Consider the following 22,779-nt stretch of genomic DNA (forward strand, 5'->3'; position numbering starts at 1 on the left):
AACTTTGTTTTTTAAACGCAGTACAATGAAAAAGACTATTCTGATTGTGGATGATGACATGGATTACCTGTTTCAGATGAAGATGAAGGTGGAACAGTTCGGATTCGACACCATTACTGCCGATGGGCAGAAAGAGGCAGAGTCGATCATCGAAACTGTCAGGCCCGATCTGGCAATCCTTGACCTGATGATGGAAAGTGACGACAGCGGTTTTATCCTGGCATACAAGATCAAGCGCATGTATCCTGATGTACCGATCATTATTGCAACCGCGGTAACGGCGGAAACCGGGATTACATTCGATATCAATTCAGATGAAAACAAGCAATGGATAAAAGCGGATCTGTTCCTCGACAAGGGAATACGGGCGGATCAGCTTCAGCGCGAAATCAACAAACTTCTAAAGATTTAAGGAATGGCATCATACAAAGTATTGGTAGTTGATGATGAGATGGGCATCCGTATGGGCACCCGGAGAATTCTGCAAAATTTCAAAGTTGATTACCCGTTCATGGATGAGCACATAGAGTATGTTGTGCTGGAAGCCCCCACCGGAGAAGAAGCCATTGAGATCATCGACCGTGAAATGCCCGACATCATTCTTCTTGACAATAAGCTTCCGGGAATTCAGGGAATTGAAGTCCTGGAATATGTAAAGAAAAAACTTTACGATATTGTGGTGGTAATGATTACCTCCTACGCATCGCTGGAACTGGCAGTTAAAGCCACCCGCGACGGGGCCTATGACTTTATACCAAAACCTTTTACCCCTCAGGAGTTGCGCAGCTCACTCGAGAATATTACAAAACAGCTCTTCCTTAAGCGGATGACGCAAAAAATGAACAAGGAAGGCAAACTGATCAGGTTCCAGTTTCTTTCAGTGCTTTCGCATGAGCTCAAAGCCCCCATCAATGCCATAGAAGGGTATCTGAAAATTATGCAGGATAAGCAATTCGGCGACAAGATCACATCCTACAATGAGATGATTGACCGCTCCCTGGAACGGATCAGCGGTATGCGCAGCCTGATTATGGACCTGCTTGACCTGACTAAGATTGAATCAGGAAAACCCGTGCAGCATATGCAGTTGGTGGATATCACAAAAATAGCAGGCATTTCAGCGGATACGATGCGACCATACGCCATTCAGAAGGACGTTGACATTTATCTCAACACCAAAGAGCCGGTTATGATGGAAGCAGATGCCAAAGAGATCGAAATTATTTTCAATAATCTGATATCCAATGCGGTAAAATACAATAAACAGGGAGGTCGTGTTGATGTATTCGTACACCAGGGAAAGAACAACATCAAACTCAAGGTTGCTGACTCCGGCATTGGCATGACAGAAGAAGAGAAAAGCACACTTTTCCAGGACTTTGTTCGAATTAAAAATCCAAAAACCAAACACATTACAGGCTCCGGTCTGGGCCTTTCAATACTCAAAAAAATTGTTGAGATGTATCACGGAGACATAGAGGTTGAAAGTATCCCTGACCAAGGCACTACATTTACCGTAATTCTTCCGACAGAAAACTCTTAAAAGCAAACTGCAAATGATAAAAAGGCTTCCCGATAAAACAGTCGAAAGACTCAGCCAGTACCGTCGCGCCCTGCTGAATTATTATTCAGGGGGTAAACACCACATTTTCTCGCATGAGATTGCAAGTTTATTGCACATCACGGCGGTGCAGGTGAGGCGCGACATTATGCTGATAGGCTATACCGGTACCCTGAGGCAGGGATATGATGTTAAGGAATTAATTGATATTATCGGGAAAATCATCGATACCAGAGAAGGGCAGAAAGTAGCGGTAATAGGTATCGGTAACCTGGGACGCGCCATTATGGGTTATTTCAGCGGCAAACGGACCAAACTGACCATTGTGGCAGCATTTGACAGCAATCCAGAAAAAGTAAACCGCATATATACCGGTGTGCAATGCTATCATAGTGATCAGATGATTGAAATCATCAAGCGCGAGGGAATATCCATTGCAGTAATTTCGGTTCCTGGCGAGATGGCAGCGCAGGTAGCCGAAGAACTGGTGATGGCCGGGATCAGGGGAATTCTCAACTTTTCCCCCAAAGCACTGAATGTCCCTCCCCATGTTTATCTTCAGGAGTATGATATGATTACAAGCCTCGAAAAGATTGCCTATTTCGTCAAGAAACCCTGATATTAAGGTCTGACAAGGACACTCAGATGAAGATATACTACGATCTTGACTCCATATCCTCCATCCGGAATCCGGTGGTTACCACCGGGTCCTTCGACGGTGTGCATATCGGCCATAAAACCATCCTCAACCGGTTGCGCGAAATCGCTTCAAACATTGACGGGGAATCGGTGCTGATTACCTTCCATCCGCATCCGCGCAAGGTTTTGTTCCCTGATACTGCAGGAAAAACCCTGTTGCTGATCAACTCACAACGCGAGAAAATCGAACTGCTTCGCAAAACCGGGCTTGATCACCTGATTATCATCAAATTCACCCGTGAATTTTCCGAGATTTCTTCCATAGATTTTATCCGGAATATTCTTGTCGGAAAGCTCCACGCCAGCAAGGTGGTAATTGGATTTAACCATCATTTCGGGCATAACCGCGAAGGCAATTTCGACTACCTCTACGAATTGGGACAATATTACAATTTCGGCGTAGAGGAAATTCCTGAACAGGACATCCACAATGAAACGGTCAGCTCAACCCTGATCAGAAAAGCCTTGCTCGAAGGGAAAGTTCAGCGCGCCAATGCATACCTCGATCACCATTACATTATCATCAGCGAACTCCTTCCGGGCAGCGAAACATGTCAAAGCATTAACTTTCCGACCCTGCGCGTAAAAATTGAGGAAGAGAGCAAGCTTGTTCCGTGCGACGGAGTATATGCCGTAAATGTGCTGGTTGACGGGGAATTTTACAAAGGCATCCTGAACATCAAGAATTCACTGCCCCTCGAAGTCAGAAACATCGAAGAAATCACCATTGATGTTCATCTGTTTGATGCGGAAGTAAATCTGACCGGGAAAACCGCCACTGTCTTTTTTGCCAAGCGAATCCGGGATGAACTGCAATTTGACGATAAAGATGCCATGAGCCGGCAACTTAAATCTGACCTTGCCGAAGTTGAAGAACTTATTTATTAAAACAAAGAACATGAGCCGGACAGGCCCGATAAAAATTACCTTTCTTGGAACCGGAACATCAATCGGGGTGCCGGTAATAGCCTGCAACTGTCCGGTCTGCAAATCTTCCGACCCGAGGGATAAGCGTTTCAGGACCTCTGCCCTGATCAATGTTGACAATCAAAATATTGTGATCGATTGCGGACCTGATTTCAGGTTCCAGATGCTTAAACAAAATGTAGAAGACATTGACGCGGTGATTTTTACGCATGAACACCGTGACCATATAGCCGGCCTGGACGATGTCAGGGCGTTCAACTATATCCTCAACAAGAATATCCCTATCTATGGATCCGCCAACGTGATGGAAGCCATTAAGACGGAGTTCCCCTATATTTTTACCGAAACCCGTTACTTCGGGGTTCCTCAGCTGACCATTCATGAAATTGACGCGACAGAATTCAGCATCGGCCCTACCAGAATATTACCCGTAAATGTATTGCACAACAAACTACCGGTATTCGGATACCGTATCGGAGGCCTGACGTACATCACGGATGCAAGTATGATTCCTGAAGAGGAAAAACATAAAATTTTCGGATCAGAAGTCCTGGTGCTGAATGCGCTCAGGAATTCAAAACATATCTCTCATCTCTCGCTGAGCGAGGCATTGCTGTTGATAGAAGAGCTTAAACCGGCCAGGGCTTACCTTACCCATATCAGCCATTTCCTAGGGCTGCATTCAGAAGTTGAGAAGAAGCTTCCTGAGAATGTACGTCTGGCTTATGACAACCTCATCGTGGAAATCCCGTAAAAACGGGGTATTTCGTTATTTGCTGTGCCGGAGTTAAAGATGAACTTTGTAATCCGTAGTGTAATAATGAAAGATTTTCACCTAAGGGGGCACAGTGTTTTATAATCTTCTCTGTGTTGCTCTGCGTTGCCTCGGTGAGCTCTGTGTAACTGGTTATTTTACGAAGATAAAACAAGTCGAATTTTGAGGGATCAACCTTTAACCCGTGCCAAATATTTCTTTTCTTACAAATATTTGGTTTCTTATATCCTGATGCATCCGCGATGGCGTGAAACCGGCACAGCATTTAACGAAAAGCCCTGAAAACGTAATCTGGAAGCAATTTAGAATACTCAGGAATGGATTTTACGGTGAATAAACATTAACTTTGTAGCATAGAATTCATTTTTTTTAAACAACTGAACACCAGTATATAATGATTTTTACACCGGAAAAATGCCGCATTCCTGATCAAAGGATGAAACCGTTTATCGATGCAGATGAGTTGTGGGAAATCCTCAATGAAACCAAATCGGATAAACAGGCAGTGCGGGAGGTGATCGCCAAATCACTTGATAAGAAAAGACTGACGCTGCGGGAAACTGCCGTCTTGATCAATGCCAATGACCCTGAGTTGATTGAAGAAATCAAGGAAGGTGCCCGGGAACTTAAGAAGAGGGTTTATGGAAACCGTATTGTACTGTTCGCACCGCTCTATGTAGGCAACAAATGCACCAACAATTGCAAATATTGCGGATTCAGGGCGTCAAACAAGGAGGCTATCCGTAAAACCTTATCTGATCAGGAATTGGTTCAGGAGGTTGAAGCGTTGGAAGATAATGGTCAGAAAAGGCTGATACTTGTATACGGTGAACATCCTGAATATTCAGCTGATTACATTGCCCATACCGTAAGGACCGTTTATGGAGTGAAAAAAGGACCGGGAGAAATCCGCAGGGTCAATATCAATGCTGCTCCGCTGGAGATAGAAGATTTCAGGAAAGTGAAAGAGGCCGGCATCGGCACTTATCAGATTTTCCAGGAGACTTACCACCCCGAAGCCTACAAAAACTACCATCTGGGCGGTAAAAAAAGGAACTTTGAATACAGGTTGACCGCGCTTGACCGGGCTCAGGAAGCGGGAATTGACGACGTTGGCATCGGTGCGCTATTCGGTTTGTACGACTGGCGTTACGAGGTGCTGGGCCTGGTGAGACATACAAACCACCTGGAAGCCTGCTACCATGTAGGTCCCCATACCATCTCCTTCCCAAGGATTCAGAATGCTTCAAAACTGGACCTTGGAACCGATTATACGGTTAACGATGAGGATTTTGCCAGATTGGTGGCCATTTTACGGCTTGCAGTTCCTTATACCGGAATGATCCTTACCGCCCGCGAAAATCCCGGGCTCAGGCATGAAGTGATTCAATTCGGCGTTTCGCAGATTGACGGGGGGACAAAACTTGAACTCGGATCTTACTCAAATTCCATCAATGAAGCCCAGGACCTCAACCGGGAACAATTCCAGATTAATGACAACCGGTCCCTGAATGAAATCATTGAGGAACTCTTCGAAAATGACTACCTCCCCTCCTTTTGCACAGCCTGTTACAGACTCGGCAGAACCGGAGAACACTTTATGGAATTCTCGGTTCCGGGATTTATCAAGCGTTTCTGTTCACCAAATGCCATGCTTACCCTGGCCGAATACCTCGAGGATTATGCCCCGGCGAATACAAAGCAAAGAGGCTGGGAAGTTATTGACAAGAACCTCAGCGACCTCCAGCAGTATCCCGATGCTGTCAATATCAATGAACTCAGGAACAGACTGGAACGCGTCAGGGCGGGCGAAAGGGACATTTACTTCTGATATTAAATCTTTACAGGAATATTTTATATGAAAGAGACGAGAATTATCGGTCTGCTCATCAGGGATCGCATCAAGGAAGCCGGGAAATTACAGCTTACATTGAGTAAGCATGCACATCTGATCAAATCCAGACTGGGTTTTCATGAATTAAGTGAAAACACCTGCAGCAGGATGGGATTTGTTATTCTTCATCTTTCAGGTAAACCAGAGGAATGGCAGGCTTTTGAGACCGAAATTTCGGAAATTGGCGGAGTAGAAATGCAAAAAATGTCATTTGAATTATAAGGCAGAATCATGAAAAGGCGAATTCTTGGAATCAGTGTCAGCAATCAGCGCAAAGTTGCTGAAAAGGTGCAGAAAATTCTCACAACCTACGGATGTTCAATACGTACCCGCCTGGGGTTAAATGAAACCGACGATGATACGGAATCAGGCGGATTGATTCTGCTTGAACTGATCGGAGATGAAAATGAATGGATAAGGCTGGAAAGTGAATTGTCAGCTATTGAACACACCGAGCTGAAACGTATGGATTTCTCAAGTTAAGGCTAATTGCGGTTTCCGCGCAGTATGGTCACTGCACCTCTATAGGTCTCATCCCGGAAGTAACCATAAGTATTCAGCCTGTAATAATATGTACCCTCCGGAAGATTCCCTCCGTCCCAGTCGTTTTTGTAATTGTCATTATCATATACCTTACGTCCCCATCTATCAAGTACGACAAGTTCAAGACGCATATATTCCAGATTGAGCGGGATGTATTCACTGCCACTGCTGCTGCCGCCATCATTGGCCTTCGCAATTTTGAAAACATCATTGATATTGTCACCGTTTGGTGTGAAAACATTCGGAATAAATATTTCCGCTTCACTCACGGGAAGTTCAAAAATGATCAGCGTATCGCAGCCCTGACTGTTGACCACTATAAGCTTAACCTGATAGGACTCAAGATCCGGCGTTGCCGCAGTAGAGTAAACATGCAAAGGATTCCTTTCCCGCGATTTCTCACTTCCGTCTCCAAAGTCCCATAGCCATTCCACAACATTCTGATCCTCAGTGAATGAAAAAGTTACAACCGGATTCTGAATATAAACCGTATCAGGTGTCACCTCAACTTCAACCTTTGTGGAAGGCAGTTCAGAAACACTGAAGTTCGTATCAAGCACACAGCCATTTGCATCAGTGATGTTCAGGTTGTTGATACCGCTGCAGGCGCCGGTCTTAATACTGTCGAACAACGCAGGCTCTCCATTCCAGAGGTATTGATAGGGCTTCAGACCACCGGTTACATAAGCCGCAATATTTGCATCGCATTTTCCGGAACAGGTAGCATCAATTTCTTCAATCTCAACGTAGAGTGAGGGAAATAATTCAATTTCTGCTCCAATGTATTCCGACAACAATTCATTACCGTCTGACTGCCTGTAATAACAAACTGCTTCATCCCAATCCAGCGAACCGGGTTGCGTACCGGTTTCAAAAACAAACTCCAGCAATTTATCATTGGTAATACTGATTGGAGCAGCAGATTTCCAGGTAAAAGTAACCCTTGACCCATTTGCCTCGACTATTGGAAAACCCGTCAGCAGCAGAGGATTAACCTGCCGGTAACTAAGGTAAGCAAGCGTTTGGGATGGAAATGTCAGGGTCAGTGAGATTGAATCCACATTTTCAACGGATGTGACCATTACCGGTGTTACGAACTGTGACTTCGGACAATAAAGTCCTCCTGTTACCCGGGTTTCATTAACCTGTCCAAGCGCAGAAACACCTGATAACAAAAGGAATGCGCCGAGCGTCAGGAGTAAAGATCTGAATAAAATGAGTCTCTTCATCAAACTAATTAGGTTCCGGAATCAGCCACAGACAAGCCTAAGTACTGCAGCAGTTTATCAGCAGGCTAAATTACTGAAAAATCTTTTGTCTGCCAGATAACGTTTTTTCTGTGGTTTTCGTGTACTATGTGAATCTTTTATCAGAAATATCCGCCTGAAATCATCATCAGTGTGCACTTTTGCTCCGTACTGATTCCATGCCTTCCGGCCAGTTCTGCCAGTTCAGGATTCCAGGTACCGGGATTAAAAATAATCCGGGCGGGTTTCAGTTTCACCAGATAGTTATAATACTGAGCCTGATTCTTAGGCCCAAGATAAAGAGTTACAGTATGAATGTTGTTTAATTCCGGAAAACCGGTCATTATATTAACCCCTGCAACTATGCCACTGCGGAGTCCCACCGCAGAAACCGGGAAACCCCCGTCTACAAGCTCATTGATACAGATATTAGAAAACCGTTCAGGATTCAGGCTTGCGCCAAGTACGAGAGTGTGCTTGCTTGATTTAGGGATCATTACAGAATGCTTTTCGACTGCAAAGTTATAAAACCCGGTATAGCAGGGCCGGAAGAAACCAGCTTTTCAACGGTTAAACTTCTGAGAGCAGCGTATCCAGATTTTCAAACTTCTGACGGTAATCCTCCATGGATGCCTCAATCACTTCATGGGCTTCTGCAGCACTGTATGTATGGGTAATTTCACAATCCCGCGCTTCACCGGGAAGGTCCTTATAAGTCAGGAAATAGTGCTTCAAACGGGTTACAATCAGGGGGGGCAACTGTTCCACATCGGTATACTCTCCATAAACGGCATCATTCTTAAGTACGGCAATAATTTTGTCATCGGCCTGGTTTCCATCAAGCATTCTGAATCCCCCGATGGGAATAGCCTGAACCAGGATATCGCCGTGAGATATGCTCTTCTCGGCAAGAATGCAGATATCCAGCGGATCGCCGTCACCAATGATATCCTTCCTCCCCGATTTTTGTGCGGCATAATCAGCAATTTTCTTTGCACAAAGCGTCTGTGGAATAAAACCATACAGCGCCGGCAGCACGTTTGAGTACTTCTGAGGCCGGTCGATTTTCAGATATCCCGAAATTTTATCAACCTCATATTTAACCGTGTCTGTCGTAACCATTTCAACAAAACAGGTGAGTACCTGAGGTGCATCCGGGCCGATATCCACCCCATGCCACGGGTGCGATTTGTACCTTAAACCCATCAGCCTTCCGATGGGATCCATTAATCTGTTTGCTGCCATATACTGATTTTAATCTGATTTCATGTGAAAGCACAAAGGTAACAGGCTTTCGCGGGATTTGTTTACCCGAATAAAAAAAGAATTACGCCAATATGACTTACCGCAAAGGCGAAAATATGCCATTTTGACAGATATGTATGCATTTCTATGGCTGGCAAGACATTTGCAAAACCATTACCTGTTGAAAAGGTATAAAAGGAGATCAAAAAATGAATCTGAATAACTTCACCATAAAATCGCAGCAGGCTTTAGAATCGGCCCGGGAACTGGCTGCTTCGCGGGGGCATCAGTCTATAGAAACCGTACATCTGCTCAAAGGCCTGCTGATTGCTGATGAGCATATACTCCCATTCCTGTTTGGCAAACTCGGGGTGAATTCCGCCGTAATTGAGAAAACCCTTGAAGCCATGATGCAGGGGATGCCAAAGGTGAGCGGCGGGGAACAATACCTTGGCAACTCAACTTCAAAAGCGCTCCAGAAGGCATCTTCGGCAGCCCGTGACATGAGAGACGAATATGTTTCATTGGAACACCTGTTGCTGGGGCTGCTTGCAACGGGAGACCAGGTTTCAGACATGCTGAAACAGTCCGGGATAAATGAAAAAGAGTTAAAATCCGCCATCAGAGAGTTGCGCAAGGGTTCTGCGGCAAATTCAGCCTCATCAGAGGATTCATTCAATGCGCTTAACCGTTATGCCCGTAATCTGAACGAACTGGCCCGCAACGGAAAGCTGGACCCGGTGATCGGCCGTGACGAAGAGATCAGAAGGGTGCTCCAGATCCTGACGCGCCGCACCAAAAACAATCCCATTCTGATCGGTGAGCCCGGAGTCGGGAAGACCGCCATCGCCGAAGGATTGGCGCACCGTATCGTCAACGGGGACGTACCTGAAAACCTTAAATCGAAGCAAATATTCTCACTCGACATGGGTGCGTTGATTGCCGGGGCAAAATACAAAGGCGAATTTGAAGAGAGGCTCAAGAGTGTCGTCAGGGAGGTTATTGAATCTGAAGGTGAAGTGGTCCTGTTTATCGATGAGATTCACACCCTGGTCGGAGCCGGGGGCGGCGAAGGCGCAATGGACGCCGCAAATATCCTGAAACCGGCCCTGGCCCGTGGTGAACTTCGTGCCATCGGCGCAACAACGCTGAATGAATACCAGAAATACTTCGAAAAAGACAAAGCCCTGGAGCGCAGATTTCAGATCGTAATGATTGATGAGCCCGACACGGTCAGCGCCATTTCAATCCTGAGGGGATTGAAAGAACGATACGAAACACATCACCAGGTAAGGATTAAGGACGAGGCCATCATCAGCGCGGTTGAACTTTCGCAGCGGTATATCAGCGACCGTTTCCTTCCCGACAAGGCCATCGACCTGATTGATGAAGCGGCAGCAAGGCTGAGGCTTCAGATAAACTCTGTGCCGGAAAAATTAGATGAGGTTGAACGCCAGATCAAACAGCTGGAAATCGAACGGGAAGCCATCAAACGCGAGGGGGACGAACAACGTCTAAAGATTATTACTGCCGAATTGGCCAATCGGAATGAAGAACGCAATGCGATTGCCGGCCGGTGGAAATCAGAAAAACAGATTGTCGATGGTATACAGCAGACAAAAAAAGCGATAGAACAATACCGTTTTGAAGCTGAAAAAGCCGAACGCGACGGCGACTACGGACGTGTTGCTGAAATCAGGTACGGATTGATCAAAACAGCAGAACTGAAACTGGAAGAGTTTAAAAATCAACTTGCCGGAATGCAGGCCGACTCAGCGCTGATCAAAGAAGAAGTAGGTTCCGAAGAAATTGCCGAGATCGTTTCACGCTGGACCGGAATTCCGGTCAGCCGCATGCTGCAGAGCGAAAGGGAAAAACTTCTCCACCTTGAAAACGAATTACACAAAAGGGTAATCGGTCAGGACGAGGCCATTGAAGCCATTGCTGATGCCATTCGCCGCAGCCGGGCAGGGCTGCAGGACAGCCGCAGGCCGGTTGGTTCGTTCATCTTCCTCGGCACCACAGGCGTGGGCAAAACCGAGCTTGCAAGGGCACTCGCTGAGTTTCTTTTCAATGATGAAAATGCCATGGTCCGCATAGATATGTCTGAATATCAGGAACGGCATACCGTATCAAGGCTGATCGGCGCCCCTCCCGGATATATAGGTTATGACGAAGGCGGACAACTTACCGAAAAAGTCAGGCGTAAGCCCTATTCCGTGGTATTGCTCGATGAAATTGAAAAAGCACACCCTGACGTTTTCAACATTCTGCTTCAGGTACTCGACGATGGCCGGCTCACCGACAACAAAGGCAGAACCGCTGATTTCAGAAATACCATCATCATCATGACATCCAATCTTGGTTCGCATATAATCAGTGAACGTACCGAAAACCTGAATGAAGAAAACCGGGAAAATGTATTTGAACAGACAAAGGCAGAGGTAATGGAATTGCTGCGCAAAACCATACGCCCCGAATTCCTTAACAGGATAGATGAATTGATTATGTTCAGACCTTTGTCGGCGGCAGAAATATCGGGCGTTGTGAGATTGATGCTGAACAACCTGGTGCAGGTACTGAAAAAAAATGACATTGCCCTGACATATACTGACAATGCCGTTCAGCATATTGCCGTCTTGGGGTATGACCCCCAGTACGGGGCAAGACCGGTAAAAAGAGTTATACAACGGGAAGTTATGAATGCCCTGTCCAAAAAAATCCTTAGCGGAGAAGTCAGTAAAGATGCAAACATCACGCTGGATTTGGAAAACAACAGGCTTGAATTCAGGAACTGAAAGCACTGAAAAACAACAGGTAAAGCCTGACCAAAGTGCCTCAGACCGCTCTGAACAAATGAATCACATGAATTTACGCCGGCAATCCGCCTTCTTACAGAAAACAATCTGAAGAAGGCGGATTCCTGGTTTGTTTATCCATAGAAGTCCGGATTCATCCGAGTTCCTTACCTTTGCTTCGATTTTTTGTCTTATGGATAACCTGATATCGGTCAGCTACCTTGCACTTTTCCTGATAATCAGCCTGGGCCTTATAGCCGGAAGGGCCAGGATCAGGGGCTTTTCGCTTGATATCTCCGCAGTTATTTTTATCGCGATGCTGCTTGGGCATTTCGGATTCAGGCTACCTTCCGAATATCAGCACATCGGTTTGTTGCTTTTCATATTTACCATCGGCATACAATCAGGTCCGGGTTTTTTCCGCAGTTTCAGGCAGTATGGAAAGCAGCTCTTCATCATTGCCGGCATCATCATAACCAGCGGAGCCGTTATAACATGGTTACTCAGCAGCATACTGGGCATAGATAAAGCGCTGGCTATCGGGCTTTTCAACGGAGCCATGACCAGTACACCAGGTCTTGCCGCTGCCGTGGAAGTAAGTAAATCGCCTTTGGCCTCCATCGGCTATGGCATTGCCTATCCTTTCGGAGTCATCGGTGTTGTATTATTCGTGAGTTTAATTCCAAAGATCCTGAAGATTAATTTCAGTAAGAGTGAGGAAGATTTTAACCTGAGCCTGAAGCAGAGTTATCCTGAATTTATTCCCGGCAATTTCAGGGTAGAAAACCCGAACATTGACGGCAAATCACTGGTTGAGCTTAAGTTCAGAACAGTGACCAACTGTGTCATATCCCGCGTAAAACATGGAGATCATACCACAACGCCTTCCAGGGATACCATTCTGAAAAAAGGCGATGTAATCAGGGCACTCGGAACCGCAGAAGACCTTGAGAAAGTCAAGTTGCTGGTCGGACCTCAGACTGATGAGGATATTCCGCTGGACAAAGGCCATGGTGTGCAGTGGGTACTGGTTACCAGTAAGCAGGTCGTGAACAAACCCCTTCAGAAACTTAATCTTGGGGCAAACTACGATGCCACCGTAGTAAGAATACGCCGCAGCGGCATAGAACTGCGGCCAATGCATTATACCATGCTGCGTTTCGGCGACCGCCTGATGGTTGCAGCGAGCCGTGACAGTATGCAACAGGTAGTAAAACTGCTGGGTAATGACGACAAACGGCTTTCCGAAACGGACTTCCTTCCGATTACCCTGGGCATTGTTATCGGTATCCTGATCGGAATGATTAACATTCCTGTTTTCGGGCTGTTCGATTTCAGCCTCGGCATCACCGGAGGTGTTCTTTCTGCCGCACTGATCCTGAGCGGAATAGGCAAAACAGGGCCCATAATATGGTCTATGTCAAGCAATGCCAACCAGCTTTTCAGGGAACTCGGATTGCTGATGTTTCTGGCCACGGTCGGCTGTGAGGCAGGCGGCCACATCGGGGAAACTTTTCAAAGTTACGGGGCAGGACTTATTGCAGCCGGAGCGGCCATCACCCTGATTCCTCTTGTTATTGCGCTTGTTGTCGGAAAATATATATTAAAGATGAACTTCCTCACCCTTATGGGTGTCATCACAGGAGGCATGACCAGCACACCGGGTCTGGCCGCGATCAACACCCAGTCCGACAGTGGCATCGCGCAGGTGGCCTATGCAGCCGTTTACCCGCTCGCGCTTGTGCTCATGATCCTCTTCTCAAATATACTGTTTCGCTTACCGTTATTCTGACTAAGCGCCAGGCAACCAGAGACGTTTGTCCTTCCATTGTAGAGATTCCGGGCTGGCAATTGAACTTACTCCCCCATACCCAACATTTGGAGACCGGCTGAATTACTGAAAAACCTATAAATAAAAAGAGAGAAAAGGTCTCAATGCTTAGGCAGTTTCAGCTTTCTGAACCGCCCTTCAAAAGTCATGTAAATTACCAGAATCAAGAGACCAAGAATGGCGGCCAGTTTAATCAGCAGCGTCCACCTATCTCCCTGAATCGCTTCATTGATGCTCATCATATCCGCCAGTACGCTCACAATGGTAAGGGCAGTAAGCGCCATTGCATAAACGTTCAGACGCTTGTCGCGGGTGGCCTGCTTCTGTTCAAGCACCTCATTCTGGATGTTGGTAAAAATCTCGCAGGCGGAAGCCATGTGTTCAATTTTTTGGGAAAGGCCCCCCAGTTGATCAAATGTATTCAATAGTTTAAGATCGGAAATATTCTGGGTAAGCGCGCCGAAACGGGTATACTCGGCCACGGTATGGGCAATGGTGCGAAGCCTGTTCAGCGAACCGGCATCATAAAGTGATGCGTCCCCGCTCAGGTTTTCCCTTACAGATTGAGAAATATGATAGGAAAACAGGCGCTCAAATCCATCGCATATACCATAATACACCTGAGCCATTTTCAGCAGAAACAGAATTCTGGTAACATAATCCTCATTAACAGGTTCCACAATGGCCGCAGCCCACCCCAGTTGAATATTCCCATCATCCATGCGAATAGGGGTCAATTCGTCATAGTCATCAAGCACTTTTTCTGCACAGGAAACGTCTCCCGGTTTGGTGCACATCAACACCACCTGATAACCCGGAAAGAAATCGCAGGGTATCCGGCGGCGTGTAATCTGCTCAATACCATCGTGCTTACTGAATGATTTATAAATATCTGCAACCGCCTTCCGGAAACCGTTTCTGAATTCACCGCTGCTGTATGTGCCATACGATGCGTATTCGTAGCAGCGGTAAATCCACAGTGCATAGCTCTCAAGTTCCTTGCTGAGTTCGGCTGATTCAATGTACAGATAACCAATGCCCAGGCCATAGAGATTTACAACCGCCTTCCGGAAACCGGCTTCAGCCTGAAAACTATTGATGATATCAACAATACCTGTCGGCGGGTCAGAATAATAAGACCCCATAAATTGCGGATCTGCGGCAGACTGCATGGCTTCGGCATGCAAATGTTTCAACAGTTCGCTTCCGTTAAGATCAATTTCAAGCCCCGCTCCTATCGGAACACTCAGGCCGATATGTCCTTCGGCATCAGAGCATGTGTACTCTGCCTTGCCTAAATCATCTGCAAAAGCATACTGGTCAGCAGGTTTATTGTATTTTACCCTGAAATCAACTTGCTTGTTCAGGGAAGCAATCACCCCAGGATCGGTAAAAGGATAATCATCAATTCCGATTGAAAATCCCGCATCAAAATAACCACTGATGATAAACTTCATGATAAATATTGAATTAAGAGGGCATTATATAACAAATTTCACACATACAGTGATGTATTTTGAAAAGTTGTGCTGTACCGGAGAAAAGTAACTTATTCCACTTTTCCGGCAACATTCAGAATGTATTGCCAAATCACTGCAATATGCTTAATGATTGCTCATTACTTATGTATCAATCAGCTTACATCTCTATATCAAGGTTCAACTGATCCTTCAATGTTTTGATGGCCGGGTTTCGTTCAGCCATTGCATTGAACTTTTCCTGATCGGTATAAGGCTTGCGCGATTCAACCGGCCGGTCAGTTACAAGTGTCTCAAGCTGTATGCCCCAGTTTTTGAGTTCCTTACGCAGGTAGCCCAATATTTCGGCCCTCTTACCGAAAATTTCACTTTCCTGGATTTTGTTATCTACGGTAACGACGACCTTAAACCCATCTGTAAGCACAGGAATGCGGCAGGTAAGGGTATTGAACAGATTTGGCGAATCCTTGGCTATGGTTTCAGCCATAGGTCTCCATATAAGTTCAAGGTCATGCTGGGTAAACACCTCCCTATCCGGGGGGAGTACTTCCGGCTCTTCAGCCAGTGTATTCTCTTTAGACGGAGCAGCAGCGCCAGAGCCAGGCTTCATCAGATTACCGATATTCACTCCGGTATAGGTTTTGACTTCAGCGGGAGACTCCTTGCGCACAGGTGCGGTGGTTTTTACCGGATAAGAAGTGAGCGGCTCGGCAGCTTTACTCACATTTGCAGCCGGAATGCCTGACTCCGGCTCCTGCAATGTCTTTAGCGGAGGCTGTTCCTGCGGCTTTGGACTTAAATCAGCAGGTCTTGAAGCCGGGGCCGGCTCTTTGGGTATAGCCAGCGCCGCAGCTCCCCGTGGACCGGCCGGAGATTGAACAGGTGATGCCAGATTACAGAGCTGCATAAGGGCAATTTCGAGATGCAGGCGCTTATTGTTGCTGGCCTTATAACTGAGATCGCAATTGTTACTCAGATCAAGGGCTTTCAGCAGGAAATCAGGGCTACAGGCAGCCGACTGTTTCAGGTAAAGGTTACGGATATTGGCGCTGGTTTCAAGCAACCCAACGGTTTCTTCATCCCGGCTGACCAGCAGATTCCGAAGATGCTGTCCCAGTCCGGTGATAAAATGCTGCCCGTCGAAACCATTATCGATGATTTCATTCACGGTAAGTAATGTCTGGCTTATATTTCCTTCAAGAATAAAATCTGTAATCCTGAAATAATAATCATAATCAAGCACATTCAGGTTATCAATTACCTGCTTATAGGTTAGCCTGTCGCCGGCGAAACTGACCAGCTGGTCAAACATGGAAAGCGCGTCGCGTAAGCCGCCATCAGCCTTTTGCGCAATGATGTGCAGCGCATCCGGATCAGCATTAACATGCTCGTTTTCAGCAACCCAGGCAAGGTGATGGGCGATATCTTCCACCCCTATCCTGCGAAAATCGAAAATCTGGCAGCGGGAAAGAATGGTAGGCAGTATCTTGTGTTTCTCGGTAGTGGCCAGGATAAACTTTGCATAAGCAGGCGGCTCTTCAAGGGTTTTGAGAAAAGCATTGAAAGCCGCTGTTGACAGCATATGAACCTCATCTATGATATACACCTTATATTTGCCCGATTGCGGCGGTATGCGTACCTGGTCCACAAGATTCCGGATATCATCCACCGAATTATTGGATGCAGCATCAAGTTCATAGATATTAAAGGAGGATGATTTATTAAATGACAGGCATGATTCGCATTCATTACAGGCCTCTCCTTCAGTGGTCAACGACCGGCAGTTGATCGTCTTGGCCAGGATACGGGCACAGGTAGTTTTCCCTACCCCTCTCGGCCCCGTAAACAGGAATGCCTGCGCGATCTGCTGGTTACGGATTGCATTCTTGAGTGTATTTGTAATAGAAGCCTGGCCTATTACCGTTGCAAAGGAAGCCGGCCGGTACTTGCGGGCTGATACAATGAAATTCTCCATCCTGATGGCTCAATAGATTTTTGGGAGGTCAAACTTACGTGAAAAAACAATATATCATGCAGACCGGAGCGGAAAAAGGAATAATTGCCCGGTGCCGTCAGGCCGCTAATCAATGCTCACACTGTTGACCCTTAATTCTCGACCACCTCCGCCGCAATCAGCCTGTCGAAACGCGAACCCTGTTCACGGTAATACACCAGAATTGTATAGCTGTTGCGGGTTTCATACCGGCTGCCTTCCAGCCTGGCAAGCTCAGCCTCTGATTCCCCGTTGGGCAAAAATGCGTACAAATAGTTGTAGTATCCCTGTTTCAGGTAAAGTCTGGCCTCGTAACCCTGGCGTGCAAAATTGTAACTCATCCTTCCCGGGCCGCTGCGCTCCCCGGGGGTGTTGCCTGCTGCGCTGAACTGCCAGTCGGTTAATGCGCCCATGATGTATGGTGCTCCGTCGGTCATGGGTGCATCCCAGGGAATGAAAAAATCCACCCATACATATTCTGCCTCGAGATCGTTGTCGCGGGCATCTTCTGTCTTGATCAGCCGTTGCCCGTTAATATCGGAGTAGGTAACATAAGGCTTGAATGTGCGTGCTGCGTCAGGCAGCAGGGTGACATGATAGCCATCATTGCGGTTCTCCACCTGCCTGACCCGTTCAGAGGTATAACGCAGACTCTTGATGTCAAAATACCGGAATTCATTGCCGGCTTCAAATGAATTCCGGCCATCGGTGTACTGATAATCAAGCTCGTCAGCACGTAGCATCATAGGGGCAAGATTCCAGATAGCGTTATCCCAGCGGTTATTCTGTAATATGACAACCTTCAGGTCGCGATAAGGTTCCGGAATCGGATAGGCAGGGTTCAGGACTGAAAACGGCACTTCCTGGTGTGTGAAGTACTGGTCGATTACACTGGAACGCTTTACCCGGGCTTTAACGGTCACCTTCGGATCAACCACCATAAACCGCCGGGTAATGGCCGGCTGATCCGGCATACCTTCCGGATATATTTTCAGAATATAATTCCCGGGTAAGGTAAACCTGAAGTTTTCATTGGGGATTGCCAGTTTGTAATGGGTGAATGCCTGAAGGGTGTTGTATGAATATTTATAATCCCGGATATAATCTTCGGTAAACCCCTCGATATACTCATTCTGCCATAAGTCGGTCGGCTTCCAGACTGCATCACAATGAATTACCGTATATTGCCATACTTTATAGTCAGCATCCAGATCATCAAAGGAGAGCATCAGCTTTTCATCGGAATTGAACAGAATCATCGGGGGCGTCAACTCCCAGCCCTCCCTGTGAAAAAGCACCGTTCTGACCGACTCCCGGTAAATAAAATCCTCATACCTCAAAAATCCGGAATCGAAGTAACTGTCTTTGCCCTTTGCCTGAACAACTTCACGTTCCTTTGCCCTTTTGCTGCTTTTCCCGGATTGTTTCTCGCCTGCCTGCGCATAAGTAGCCGCCGGTATATAAATGAAATACAGAAAAACAATGAATTTGGCCACTACCGGTTGAACAATGCTATTCATAAGTTGTTTGAGAATTGATTTGTTACAAAATTAACAATAGATTAAAACCTCAGGATGATTCACAACAGTTTTCGTACCGGAATAACGTAAACAAGCCGGGTTAATTTTGATTAAACCTGAATTATTCTGTAGATTTGCTTAGAAAATGGACTATGTAAAAAAAAGTCCCATTGACAAAAGTAAATATTTAACTTAATCCATACCTTTGCCGCTTTTAAAGCGACAGTCTGAAATTTCCAACATTATGCCGAAGACCATTAAACTTACCAAAGGGCTAAACATCAGGCTAAAAGGTTCAGCCGAAAAAAAGATTACCGGATTATCTGCACAGCAGTTCGCCATCAAGCCAACCGACTTTACCGGTGTTTTCCCGCGTTTGCAGGTAAAGGAAGGAGATGCAGTAAAAGCCGGTTCCCCGCTGTTTATTGATAAGTACCGGGAGAATATTGTTTTTACCTCACCCGTCAGCGGGACGATCACAGAGATTAAACGTGGAGATAAGCGTTTGCTGCTTGAAGTCCGGATTGAATCAGACGGGAAAAACGAAGCCATCGATTTCGGGAAGGCTGATCCTGCTTCTCTGACCAAAAAGGAGATTGCTGAAAAACTGCTTCAAAGCGGCGTCTGGACCGTCATCCGTCAGCGGCCTTATGCTGTGATTGCCAATCCGGAGCATACCCCCAAAGCGGTGCATATTTCCGCGTTCGATACAGCCCCGCTCGCGCCTGATTACGATTTCGTCGTAAACGGTCAGGGAGAGTATTTTCAGACAGGTCTCGATGTGCTTTCGAAGTTGAGTGATGGCAAGGTTAACCTGAATGTCAGCAAGGAGACAAAGGCAAAAGAATTCCTCGGAGCGCGCAATGTAACCATCAATATTTTTTCAGGCCCGCACCCCGCAGGCAATATAGGAATTCAGATTCATCACATTGATCCCATCAACAAGGGCGATGTTGTATGGTTTGCCGGCGTTCAGGATGTGATTACCATCGGGCGCCTTTTCAGGGAAGGTATTTATGATTCAACAACAATTGCCGCGCTGGCAGGGTCGGAAGCTTCCCGCCCGCAGTACTACAAAACCAGGCGGGGCGCTTCCATCAGCACGATGGTCAAAGACAATGTGAATGGTGAAAACGTAAGGTTTATATCTGGAAATGTACTCACCGGCAAGCAGATCAGGCCTGATAATTTCCTGGGATTCTATGATTCCATGGTCACGGTAATTCCTGAAGGCAATTATCATGAATTCCTGGGTTGGGCACTTCCCGGTTTCGGAAAATTCAGCACCTCAAGGGCATTTTTCTCCTGGATAAATCCCTCAAAGGAATACCGACTGGATACCAATCTGCACGGTGGCGAACGTGCCTATGTAATGACTGGTCAGTTCGAAAAAGTACTTCCCATGGATATTTATCCGCTTCAGCTGATCAAAGCCATACTTACCGAAGACATTGACCTGATGGAAAACCTTGGGATTTATGAAGTTGAACCGGAAGACTTTGCTTTGTGCGAATTTATGGACACTTCGAAAACCGAGATACAGACCATCATCCGGAAAGGCCTTGAAATCATGCGCAAGGAGATGAGCTAAGCAGGAGATTCAATGACACGAAACAAACACAAAATTAAAAATCAATACGTTACTGAATGAAAGCGCTCAGAAAACAACTGGACAAAATCAAGCCCCAGTTTCAGAAGGGCGGAAAGTTCGAGAAGCTTCACTCAACCTTTGATGCTTTCGAAACCTTCCTCTTTGTCCCCGACAAAACAACTTCACATGGCAGTCATATCCGCGACAGCATAGATATGAAGCGTACTATGAGCCTCGTGGTCATCGCTTTGATTCCGGCCCTGCTTTTCGGCATCTGGAATGTTGGACATCAGCATTTTCTTTCACATGGCGAAACCGTTGCATTCTGGGATAAAGTTCTTTACGGCCTCTGGAAAGTTTTACCCATCATCGTTGTTTCCTATGTTACCGGGCTTGCCATTGAATTTGCATTCGCGCAGATCAGGCATCACGAGGTGAACGAAGGATTCCTGGTTTCGGGAATGCTTATTCCGCTGGTAGTTCCTCCGGATATTCCCCTTTGGATGGTTTCTCTCGCCACAGCCTTTGCCGTTATCATCGGTAAAGAAGTTTTCGGGGGAACAGGCATGAACATCCTTAACCCGGCCCTTACCGCGCGTGCATTTCTGTTTTTTGCTTACCCTGCCCAGATCTCGGGCGATAAAGTGTGGATTGCTGAAAAAGCCGATGCTTTCTCAGGCGCCACTCCGCTGGCTGAAGCTGCTGCAGGAATCGGCGCTGAAACGGTTAATTTTACACATAGCTTTATGGAAATGTTTATGGGGACCATTCCGGGCTCCATCGGGGAAACTTCCGCACTTGCCATTCTGATTGGTGCCGCAATTCTGGTGTTTACCGGAGTAGGAAGTCTTAGAATTATGGTTTCAGTTGCCTTGGGAGGTATCTTTATGGGCGGACTCTTTAACCTTGTCGGGACTAATTCCTATATGCTGGATGTGCCGTTTTACTATCACCTCGTGATGGGTGGTTTTGCTTTCGGAATGGTGTTTATGGCCACCGACCCGGTCACCGCATCCCAGACCAACAAGGGCAAAATCATTTACGGTTTCCTGATCGGTGTGATGGCCGTGCTTATCCGTGTACTTAACCCGGCTTATCCCGAAGGCATGATGCTGGCCATCCTGCTTATGAATGTATTCGCTCCGCTGATTGACCATTATGTTGTTGAAGCGAACATTAAGCGCAGGCTCAAACGGATGAAGCCTGTCAAAGCCTGAACATCAATCCAATTTAAAACACATCGTAATCATGTACAGTAACGGTTATATATTCAGATACGCTTCTATCATGGTCATCCTGGTAGCAGCTTTGCTTTCGGCTGCCGCTATTCTGCTGCAACCGGCGCAGGAAAGGAATGTCAAGATCGAGAAGATTCAGGATATTCTGCGCTCAGCCCACATAGAGTCAACCACTGCGGATGCCGAACAACTTTATGATAAGCACATTGTCAAAGAGATTGTAATCAATGCTGCAGGAGAAGAGGTAGGCGTTTATGCCGGCGGAAAATTTGAAAAAGGCGACCGCAGGGCATTCCTGGTGGACCTGAAATCAGAGTTGAAGGCAAAACAGCAGATCGCCGAAGGCAAACAGGCCCAGGAGCCGGTTTTCCCTTTGTTTGTCTGCCGCAAGGGCACTGAAGACCTCTACATCATACCTCTCTATGGAGTCGGACTCTGGGGGCCAATCTGGGGCAATATCGCATTAAAGAGCGACTTTAATACAGTTGAGGGTGTCACTTTCGGGCATAAAGGAGAGACGCCCGGCCTCGGTGCTGAAATCGCCACAGACATCTTTACTGCCCAATTCCCGGCAAAAACCCTGTTCGATGCCAATGGCAACTTCACTTCCATAAAGGTGGTGAAGGGAGGCGTTGCAAATTCAAGCATCGATCCCGCCCATGGTGTGGATGCAATCTCCGGAGGAACGATCACCAGCAATGGTGTATCGGACATGCTTAATAGTTGCCTCGAAAATTACGTTACCTATTTTAAAAATCAGAAAGCCTTATGAGTACTGCGAAAACTGAGAGAGAACCCATGTTCTCAGCTAAAATCAAGAAGTTGCTGCTGGGCCCGCTCAATAAAGATAACCCCATCACCGTACAGGTACTTGGCATCTGTTCAGCACTTGCTGTTACGGTTAAGCTTGAACCTGCATTTGTGATGGCGCTTTCAGTTACAGCGGTCACAGCCATTTCAAACCTGTCCATTTCGTTGCTGCGCAACACCATTCCGCCAAGAATCAGGATTATTGTTCAGCTGACTGTTATCGCGGCGCTGGTAATTCTGGTCGACCAGATACTCAAGGCTTATGTTTATGATGTCAGCAAACAGCTTTCCGTGTTCGTAGGGCTCATCATCACAAACTGCATCATTATGGGACGCCTCGAAGCATTTGCCATGGCCAACAAACCCTGGCCTTCCTTTGTGGATGGCGTGGGAAATGGCGTAGGATATGGAATTATTCTGATCATCGTGGCTTTCTTCCGCGAATTGCTGGGTTCGGGTACCATCTGGGGTTATCATGTAATGCCGAAGGCTTTTTATGAGCTCGGATATGTCAACAATGGCCTGATGATCTTACCTCCTATGGCCCTCATCGTAGTCGGTATTATTATCTGGGTACAGCGCGCAAAAAACCCTGACCTGCAGGAAGAAAATTAGTCAATCACCCAATA

Annotated in this window: 20 protein-coding genes; 14 read left to right on the forward strand and 6 right to left on the reverse strand. The window is 46.6% G+C overall.

Annotated elements, in window-relative coordinates:
* The first annotated feature begins 25 nt into the window (after positions 1-25).
* The 8 genes from TBC1_RS15570 to TBC1_RS15605 all read left to right on the forward strand — a co-directional run bounded on the left by TBC1_RS15570 (position 26) and on the right by TBC1_RS15605 (position 6,339).
* Positions 26-412 carry a response regulator gene (locus tag TBC1_RS15570; protein WP_062044876.1) on the forward strand — a complete coding sequence of 129 codons (387 nt, stop codon included), beginning with the start codon at positions 26-28 and terminating at the stop codon, positions 410-412.
* A 3-nt stretch (positions 413-415) separates the two neighbouring features.
* The gene (locus TBC1_RS15575) at positions 416-1,543 is read left to right on the forward strand and encodes an ATP-binding response regulator (protein ID WP_062044878.1); all 1,128 of its coding nucleotides are present in this window, start codon (positions 416-418) and stop codon (positions 1,541-1,543) included.
* Positions 1,544-1,556: 13 nt separating this feature from the next.
* A complete protein-coding gene (locus tag TBC1_RS15580; protein WP_062044880.1) occupies positions 1,557-2,180 on the forward strand; it encodes a redox-sensing transcriptional repressor Rex in 624 nt (207 codons plus the stop codon).
* A 26-nt stretch (positions 2,181-2,206) separates the two neighbouring features.
* Positions 2,207-3,148, forward strand: coding sequence for a riboflavin biosynthesis protein RibF (gene ribF, locus TBC1_RS15585; RefSeq protein ID WP_062044882.1), 942 nt, complete (start codon positions 2,207-2,209; stop codon positions 3,146-3,148).
* 10 nt (positions 3,149-3,158) lie between these two features.
* Positions 3,159-3,941: an MBL fold metallo-hydrolase gene (locus TBC1_RS15590; RefSeq protein WP_449405311.1), complete on the forward strand. Its 783-nt coding sequence runs from the start codon at positions 3,159-3,161 to the stop codon at positions 3,939-3,941.
* A gap of 457 nt (positions 3,942-4,398) precedes the next feature.
* Positions 4,399-5,793 (forward strand): [FeFe] hydrogenase H-cluster radical SAM maturase HydG, encoded by a 1,395-nt coding sequence (gene hydG, locus TBC1_RS15595; RefSeq protein ID WP_236695684.1) that lies wholly within the window; start codon positions 4,399-4,401, stop codon positions 5,791-5,793.
* 27 nt (positions 5,794-5,820) lie between these two features.
* A complete protein-coding gene (locus TBC1_RS15600) occupies positions 5,821-6,078 on the forward strand; it encodes a hypothetical protein (RefSeq protein WP_062044885.1) in 258 nt (85 codons plus the stop codon).
* A gap of 9 nt (positions 6,079-6,087) precedes the next feature.
* A complete protein-coding gene (locus TBC1_RS15605) occupies positions 6,088-6,339 on the forward strand; it encodes a hypothetical protein (RefSeq protein WP_062044887.1) in 252 nt (83 codons plus the stop codon).
* A 2-nt stretch (positions 6,340-6,341) separates the two neighbouring features.
* Here TBC1_RS15605 and TBC1_RS15610 read toward each other — a convergent pair whose 3' ends face one another.
* From TBC1_RS15610 to TBC1_RS15620, 3 genes are all read right to left on the reverse strand, one after another.
* Entirely contained in the window at positions 6,342-7,628 is a 1,287-nt protein-coding gene (locus TBC1_RS15610) for a T9SS type B sorting domain-containing protein (protein ID WP_062044889.1), read from the reverse strand.
* A gap of 140 nt (positions 7,629-7,768) precedes the next feature.
* Positions 7,769-8,143 (reverse strand): CoA-binding protein, encoded by a 375-nt coding sequence (locus TBC1_RS15615; protein WP_062044891.1) that lies wholly within the window; start codon positions 8,141-8,143, stop codon positions 7,769-7,771.
* 73 nt (positions 8,144-8,216) lie between these two features.
* Positions 8,217-8,891 carry an inorganic pyrophosphatase gene (locus TBC1_RS15620; RefSeq protein ID WP_062044893.1) on the reverse strand — a complete coding sequence of 225 codons (675 nt, stop codon included), beginning with the start codon at positions 8,889-8,891 and terminating at the stop codon, positions 8,217-8,219.
* A gap of 209 nt (positions 8,892-9,100) precedes the next feature.
* On the opposite strand from TBC1_RS15620, the gene clpB reads away from it, so the two are divergent.
* Both clpB and TBC1_RS15630 read left to right on the forward strand, forming a co-directional pair.
* A complete protein-coding gene (gene clpB, locus TBC1_RS15625) occupies positions 9,101-11,689 on the forward strand; it encodes an ATP-dependent chaperone ClpB (RefSeq protein ID WP_062044896.1) in 2,589 nt (862 codons plus the stop codon).
* Positions 11,690-11,882: 193 nt separating this feature from the next.
* Positions 11,883-13,481 (forward strand): aspartate:alanine exchanger family transporter, encoded by a 1,599-nt coding sequence (locus TBC1_RS15630; RefSeq protein WP_062044898.1) that lies wholly within the window; start codon positions 11,883-11,885, stop codon positions 13,479-13,481.
* A 140-nt stretch (positions 13,482-13,621) separates the two neighbouring features.
* On the opposite strand, the gene TBC1_RS15635 is transcribed toward TBC1_RS15630, so the two are convergent.
* The 3 genes from TBC1_RS15635 to TBC1_RS15645 form a co-directional block, all read right to left on the reverse strand.
* Positions 13,622-14,977, reverse strand: a complete 1,356-nt coding sequence (locus tag TBC1_RS15635; protein WP_062044900.1) for a hypothetical protein — start codon at positions 14,975-14,977, stop codon at positions 13,622-13,624.
* Positions 14,978-15,158: 181 nt separating this feature from the next.
* Entirely contained in the window at positions 15,159-16,973 is a 1,815-nt protein-coding gene (locus tag TBC1_RS15640) for a DNA polymerase III subunit gamma/tau (protein WP_062044902.1), read from the reverse strand.
* A 131-nt stretch (positions 16,974-17,104) separates the two neighbouring features.
* The gene (locus tag TBC1_RS15645; RefSeq protein ID WP_062044904.1) at positions 17,105-18,511 is read right to left on the reverse strand and encodes a type IX secretion system plug protein; all 1,407 of its coding nucleotides are present in this window, start codon (positions 18,509-18,511) and stop codon (positions 17,105-17,107) included.
* A gap of 244 nt (positions 18,512-18,755) precedes the next feature.
* Here TBC1_RS15645 and TBC1_RS15650 point away from each other — a divergent pair, with 244 nt between their 5' ends.
* From TBC1_RS15650 to TBC1_RS15665, 4 genes are read left to right on the forward strand one after another with little or no spacing between them, the layout of a single operon-like run.
* Positions 18,756-20,102 (forward strand): Na(+)-translocating NADH-quinone reductase subunit A, encoded by a 1,347-nt coding sequence (locus TBC1_RS15650; RefSeq protein WP_062044906.1) that lies wholly within the window; start codon positions 18,756-18,758, stop codon positions 20,100-20,102.
* 56 nt (positions 20,103-20,158) lie between these two features.
* On the forward strand, positions 20,159-21,319 hold the full coding sequence (locus tag TBC1_RS15655) for an NADH:ubiquinone reductase (Na(+)-transporting) subunit B (protein WP_062044908.1): 1,161 nt from the start codon (positions 20,159-20,161) through the stop codon (positions 21,317-21,319).
* Positions 21,320-21,350: 31 nt separating this feature from the next.
* A complete protein-coding gene (nqrC, locus tag TBC1_RS15660; protein ID WP_062044910.1) occupies positions 21,351-22,112 on the forward strand; it encodes an NADH:ubiquinone reductase (Na(+)-transporting) subunit C in 762 nt (253 codons plus the stop codon).
* Positions 22,109-22,765, forward strand: coding sequence for an NADH:ubiquinone reductase (Na(+)-transporting) subunit D (locus TBC1_RS15665; protein WP_236695685.1), 657 nt, complete (start codon positions 22,109-22,111; stop codon positions 22,763-22,765). The genes nqrC and TBC1_RS15665 overlap by 4 nt, the downstream gene beginning before the upstream one ends.
* The last annotated feature ends 14 nt before the right edge of the window (positions 22,766-22,779 follow it).

The organism is Lentimicrobium saccharophilum, assembly GCF_001192835.1.
Classification (GTDB): Bacteria; Bacteroidota; Bacteroidia; order Bacteroidales; family Lentimicrobiaceae; genus Lentimicrobium; species Lentimicrobium saccharophilum.

Coding starts and splice junctions, on each gene's coding strand:
- TBC1_RS15570 (WP_062044876.1), top strand. CDS start 26: ATGAAAAAGACTATTCTGATTGTGGATGATGACATGGATTACCTGTTT.
- TBC1_RS15575 (WP_062044878.1), top strand. CDS start 416: ATGGCATCATACAAAGTATTGGTAGTTGATGATGAGATGGGCATCCGT.
- TBC1_RS15580 (WP_062044880.1), top strand. CDS start 1,557: ATGATAAAAAGGCTTCCCGATAAAACAGTCGAAAGACTCAGCCAGTAC.
- ribF (WP_062044882.1), top strand. CDS start 2,207: ATGAAGATATACTACGATCTTGACTCCATATCCTCCATCCGGAATCCG.
- TBC1_RS15590 (WP_449405311.1), top strand. CDS start 3,159: ATGAGCCGGACAGGCCCGATAAAAATTACCTTTCTTGGAACCGGAACA.
- hydG (WP_236695684.1), top strand. CDS start 4,399: ATGAAACCGTTTATCGATGCAGATGAGTTGTGGGAAATCCTCAATGAA.
- TBC1_RS15600 (WP_062044885.1), top strand. CDS start 5,821: ATGAAAGAGACGAGAATTATCGGTCTGCTCATCAGGGATCGCATCAAG.
- TBC1_RS15605 (WP_062044887.1), top strand. CDS start 6,088: ATGAAAAGGCGAATTCTTGGAATCAGTGTCAGCAATCAGCGCAAAGTT.
- TBC1_RS15610 (WP_062044889.1), bottom strand. CDS start 7,628: ATGAAGAGACTCATTTTATTCAGATCTTTACTCCTGACGCTCGGCGCA.
- TBC1_RS15615 (WP_062044891.1), bottom strand. CDS start 8,143: ATGATCCCTAAATCAAGCAAGCACACTCTCGTACTTGGCGCAAGCCTG.
- TBC1_RS15620 (WP_062044893.1), bottom strand. CDS start 8,891: ATGGCAGCAAACAGATTAATGGATCCCATCGGAAGGCTGATGGGTTTA.
- clpB (WP_062044896.1), top strand. CDS start 9,101: ATGAATCTGAATAACTTCACCATAAAATCGCAGCAGGCTTTAGAATCG.
- TBC1_RS15630 (WP_062044898.1), top strand. CDS start 11,883: ATGGATAACCTGATATCGGTCAGCTACCTTGCACTTTTCCTGATAATC.
- TBC1_RS15635 (WP_062044900.1), bottom strand. CDS start 14,977: ATGAAGTTTATCATCAGTGGTTATTTTGATGCGGGATTTTCAATCGGA.
- TBC1_RS15640 (WP_062044902.1), bottom strand. CDS start 16,973: ATGGAGAATTTCATTGTATCAGCCCGCAAGTACCGGCCGGCTTCCTTT.
- TBC1_RS15645 (WP_062044904.1), bottom strand. CDS start 18,511: ATGAATAGCATTGTTCAACCGGTAGTGGCCAAATTCATTGTTTTTCTG.
- TBC1_RS15650 (WP_062044906.1), top strand. CDS start 18,756: ATGCCGAAGACCATTAAACTTACCAAAGGGCTAAACATCAGGCTAAAA.
- TBC1_RS15655 (WP_062044908.1), top strand. CDS start 20,159: ATGAAAGCGCTCAGAAAACAACTGGACAAAATCAAGCCCCAGTTTCAG.
- nqrC (WP_062044910.1), top strand. CDS start 21,351: ATGTACAGTAACGGTTATATATTCAGATACGCTTCTATCATGGTCATC.
- TBC1_RS15665 (WP_236695685.1), top strand. CDS start 22,109: ATGAGTACTGCGAAAACTGAGAGAGAACCCATGTTCTCAGCTAAAATC.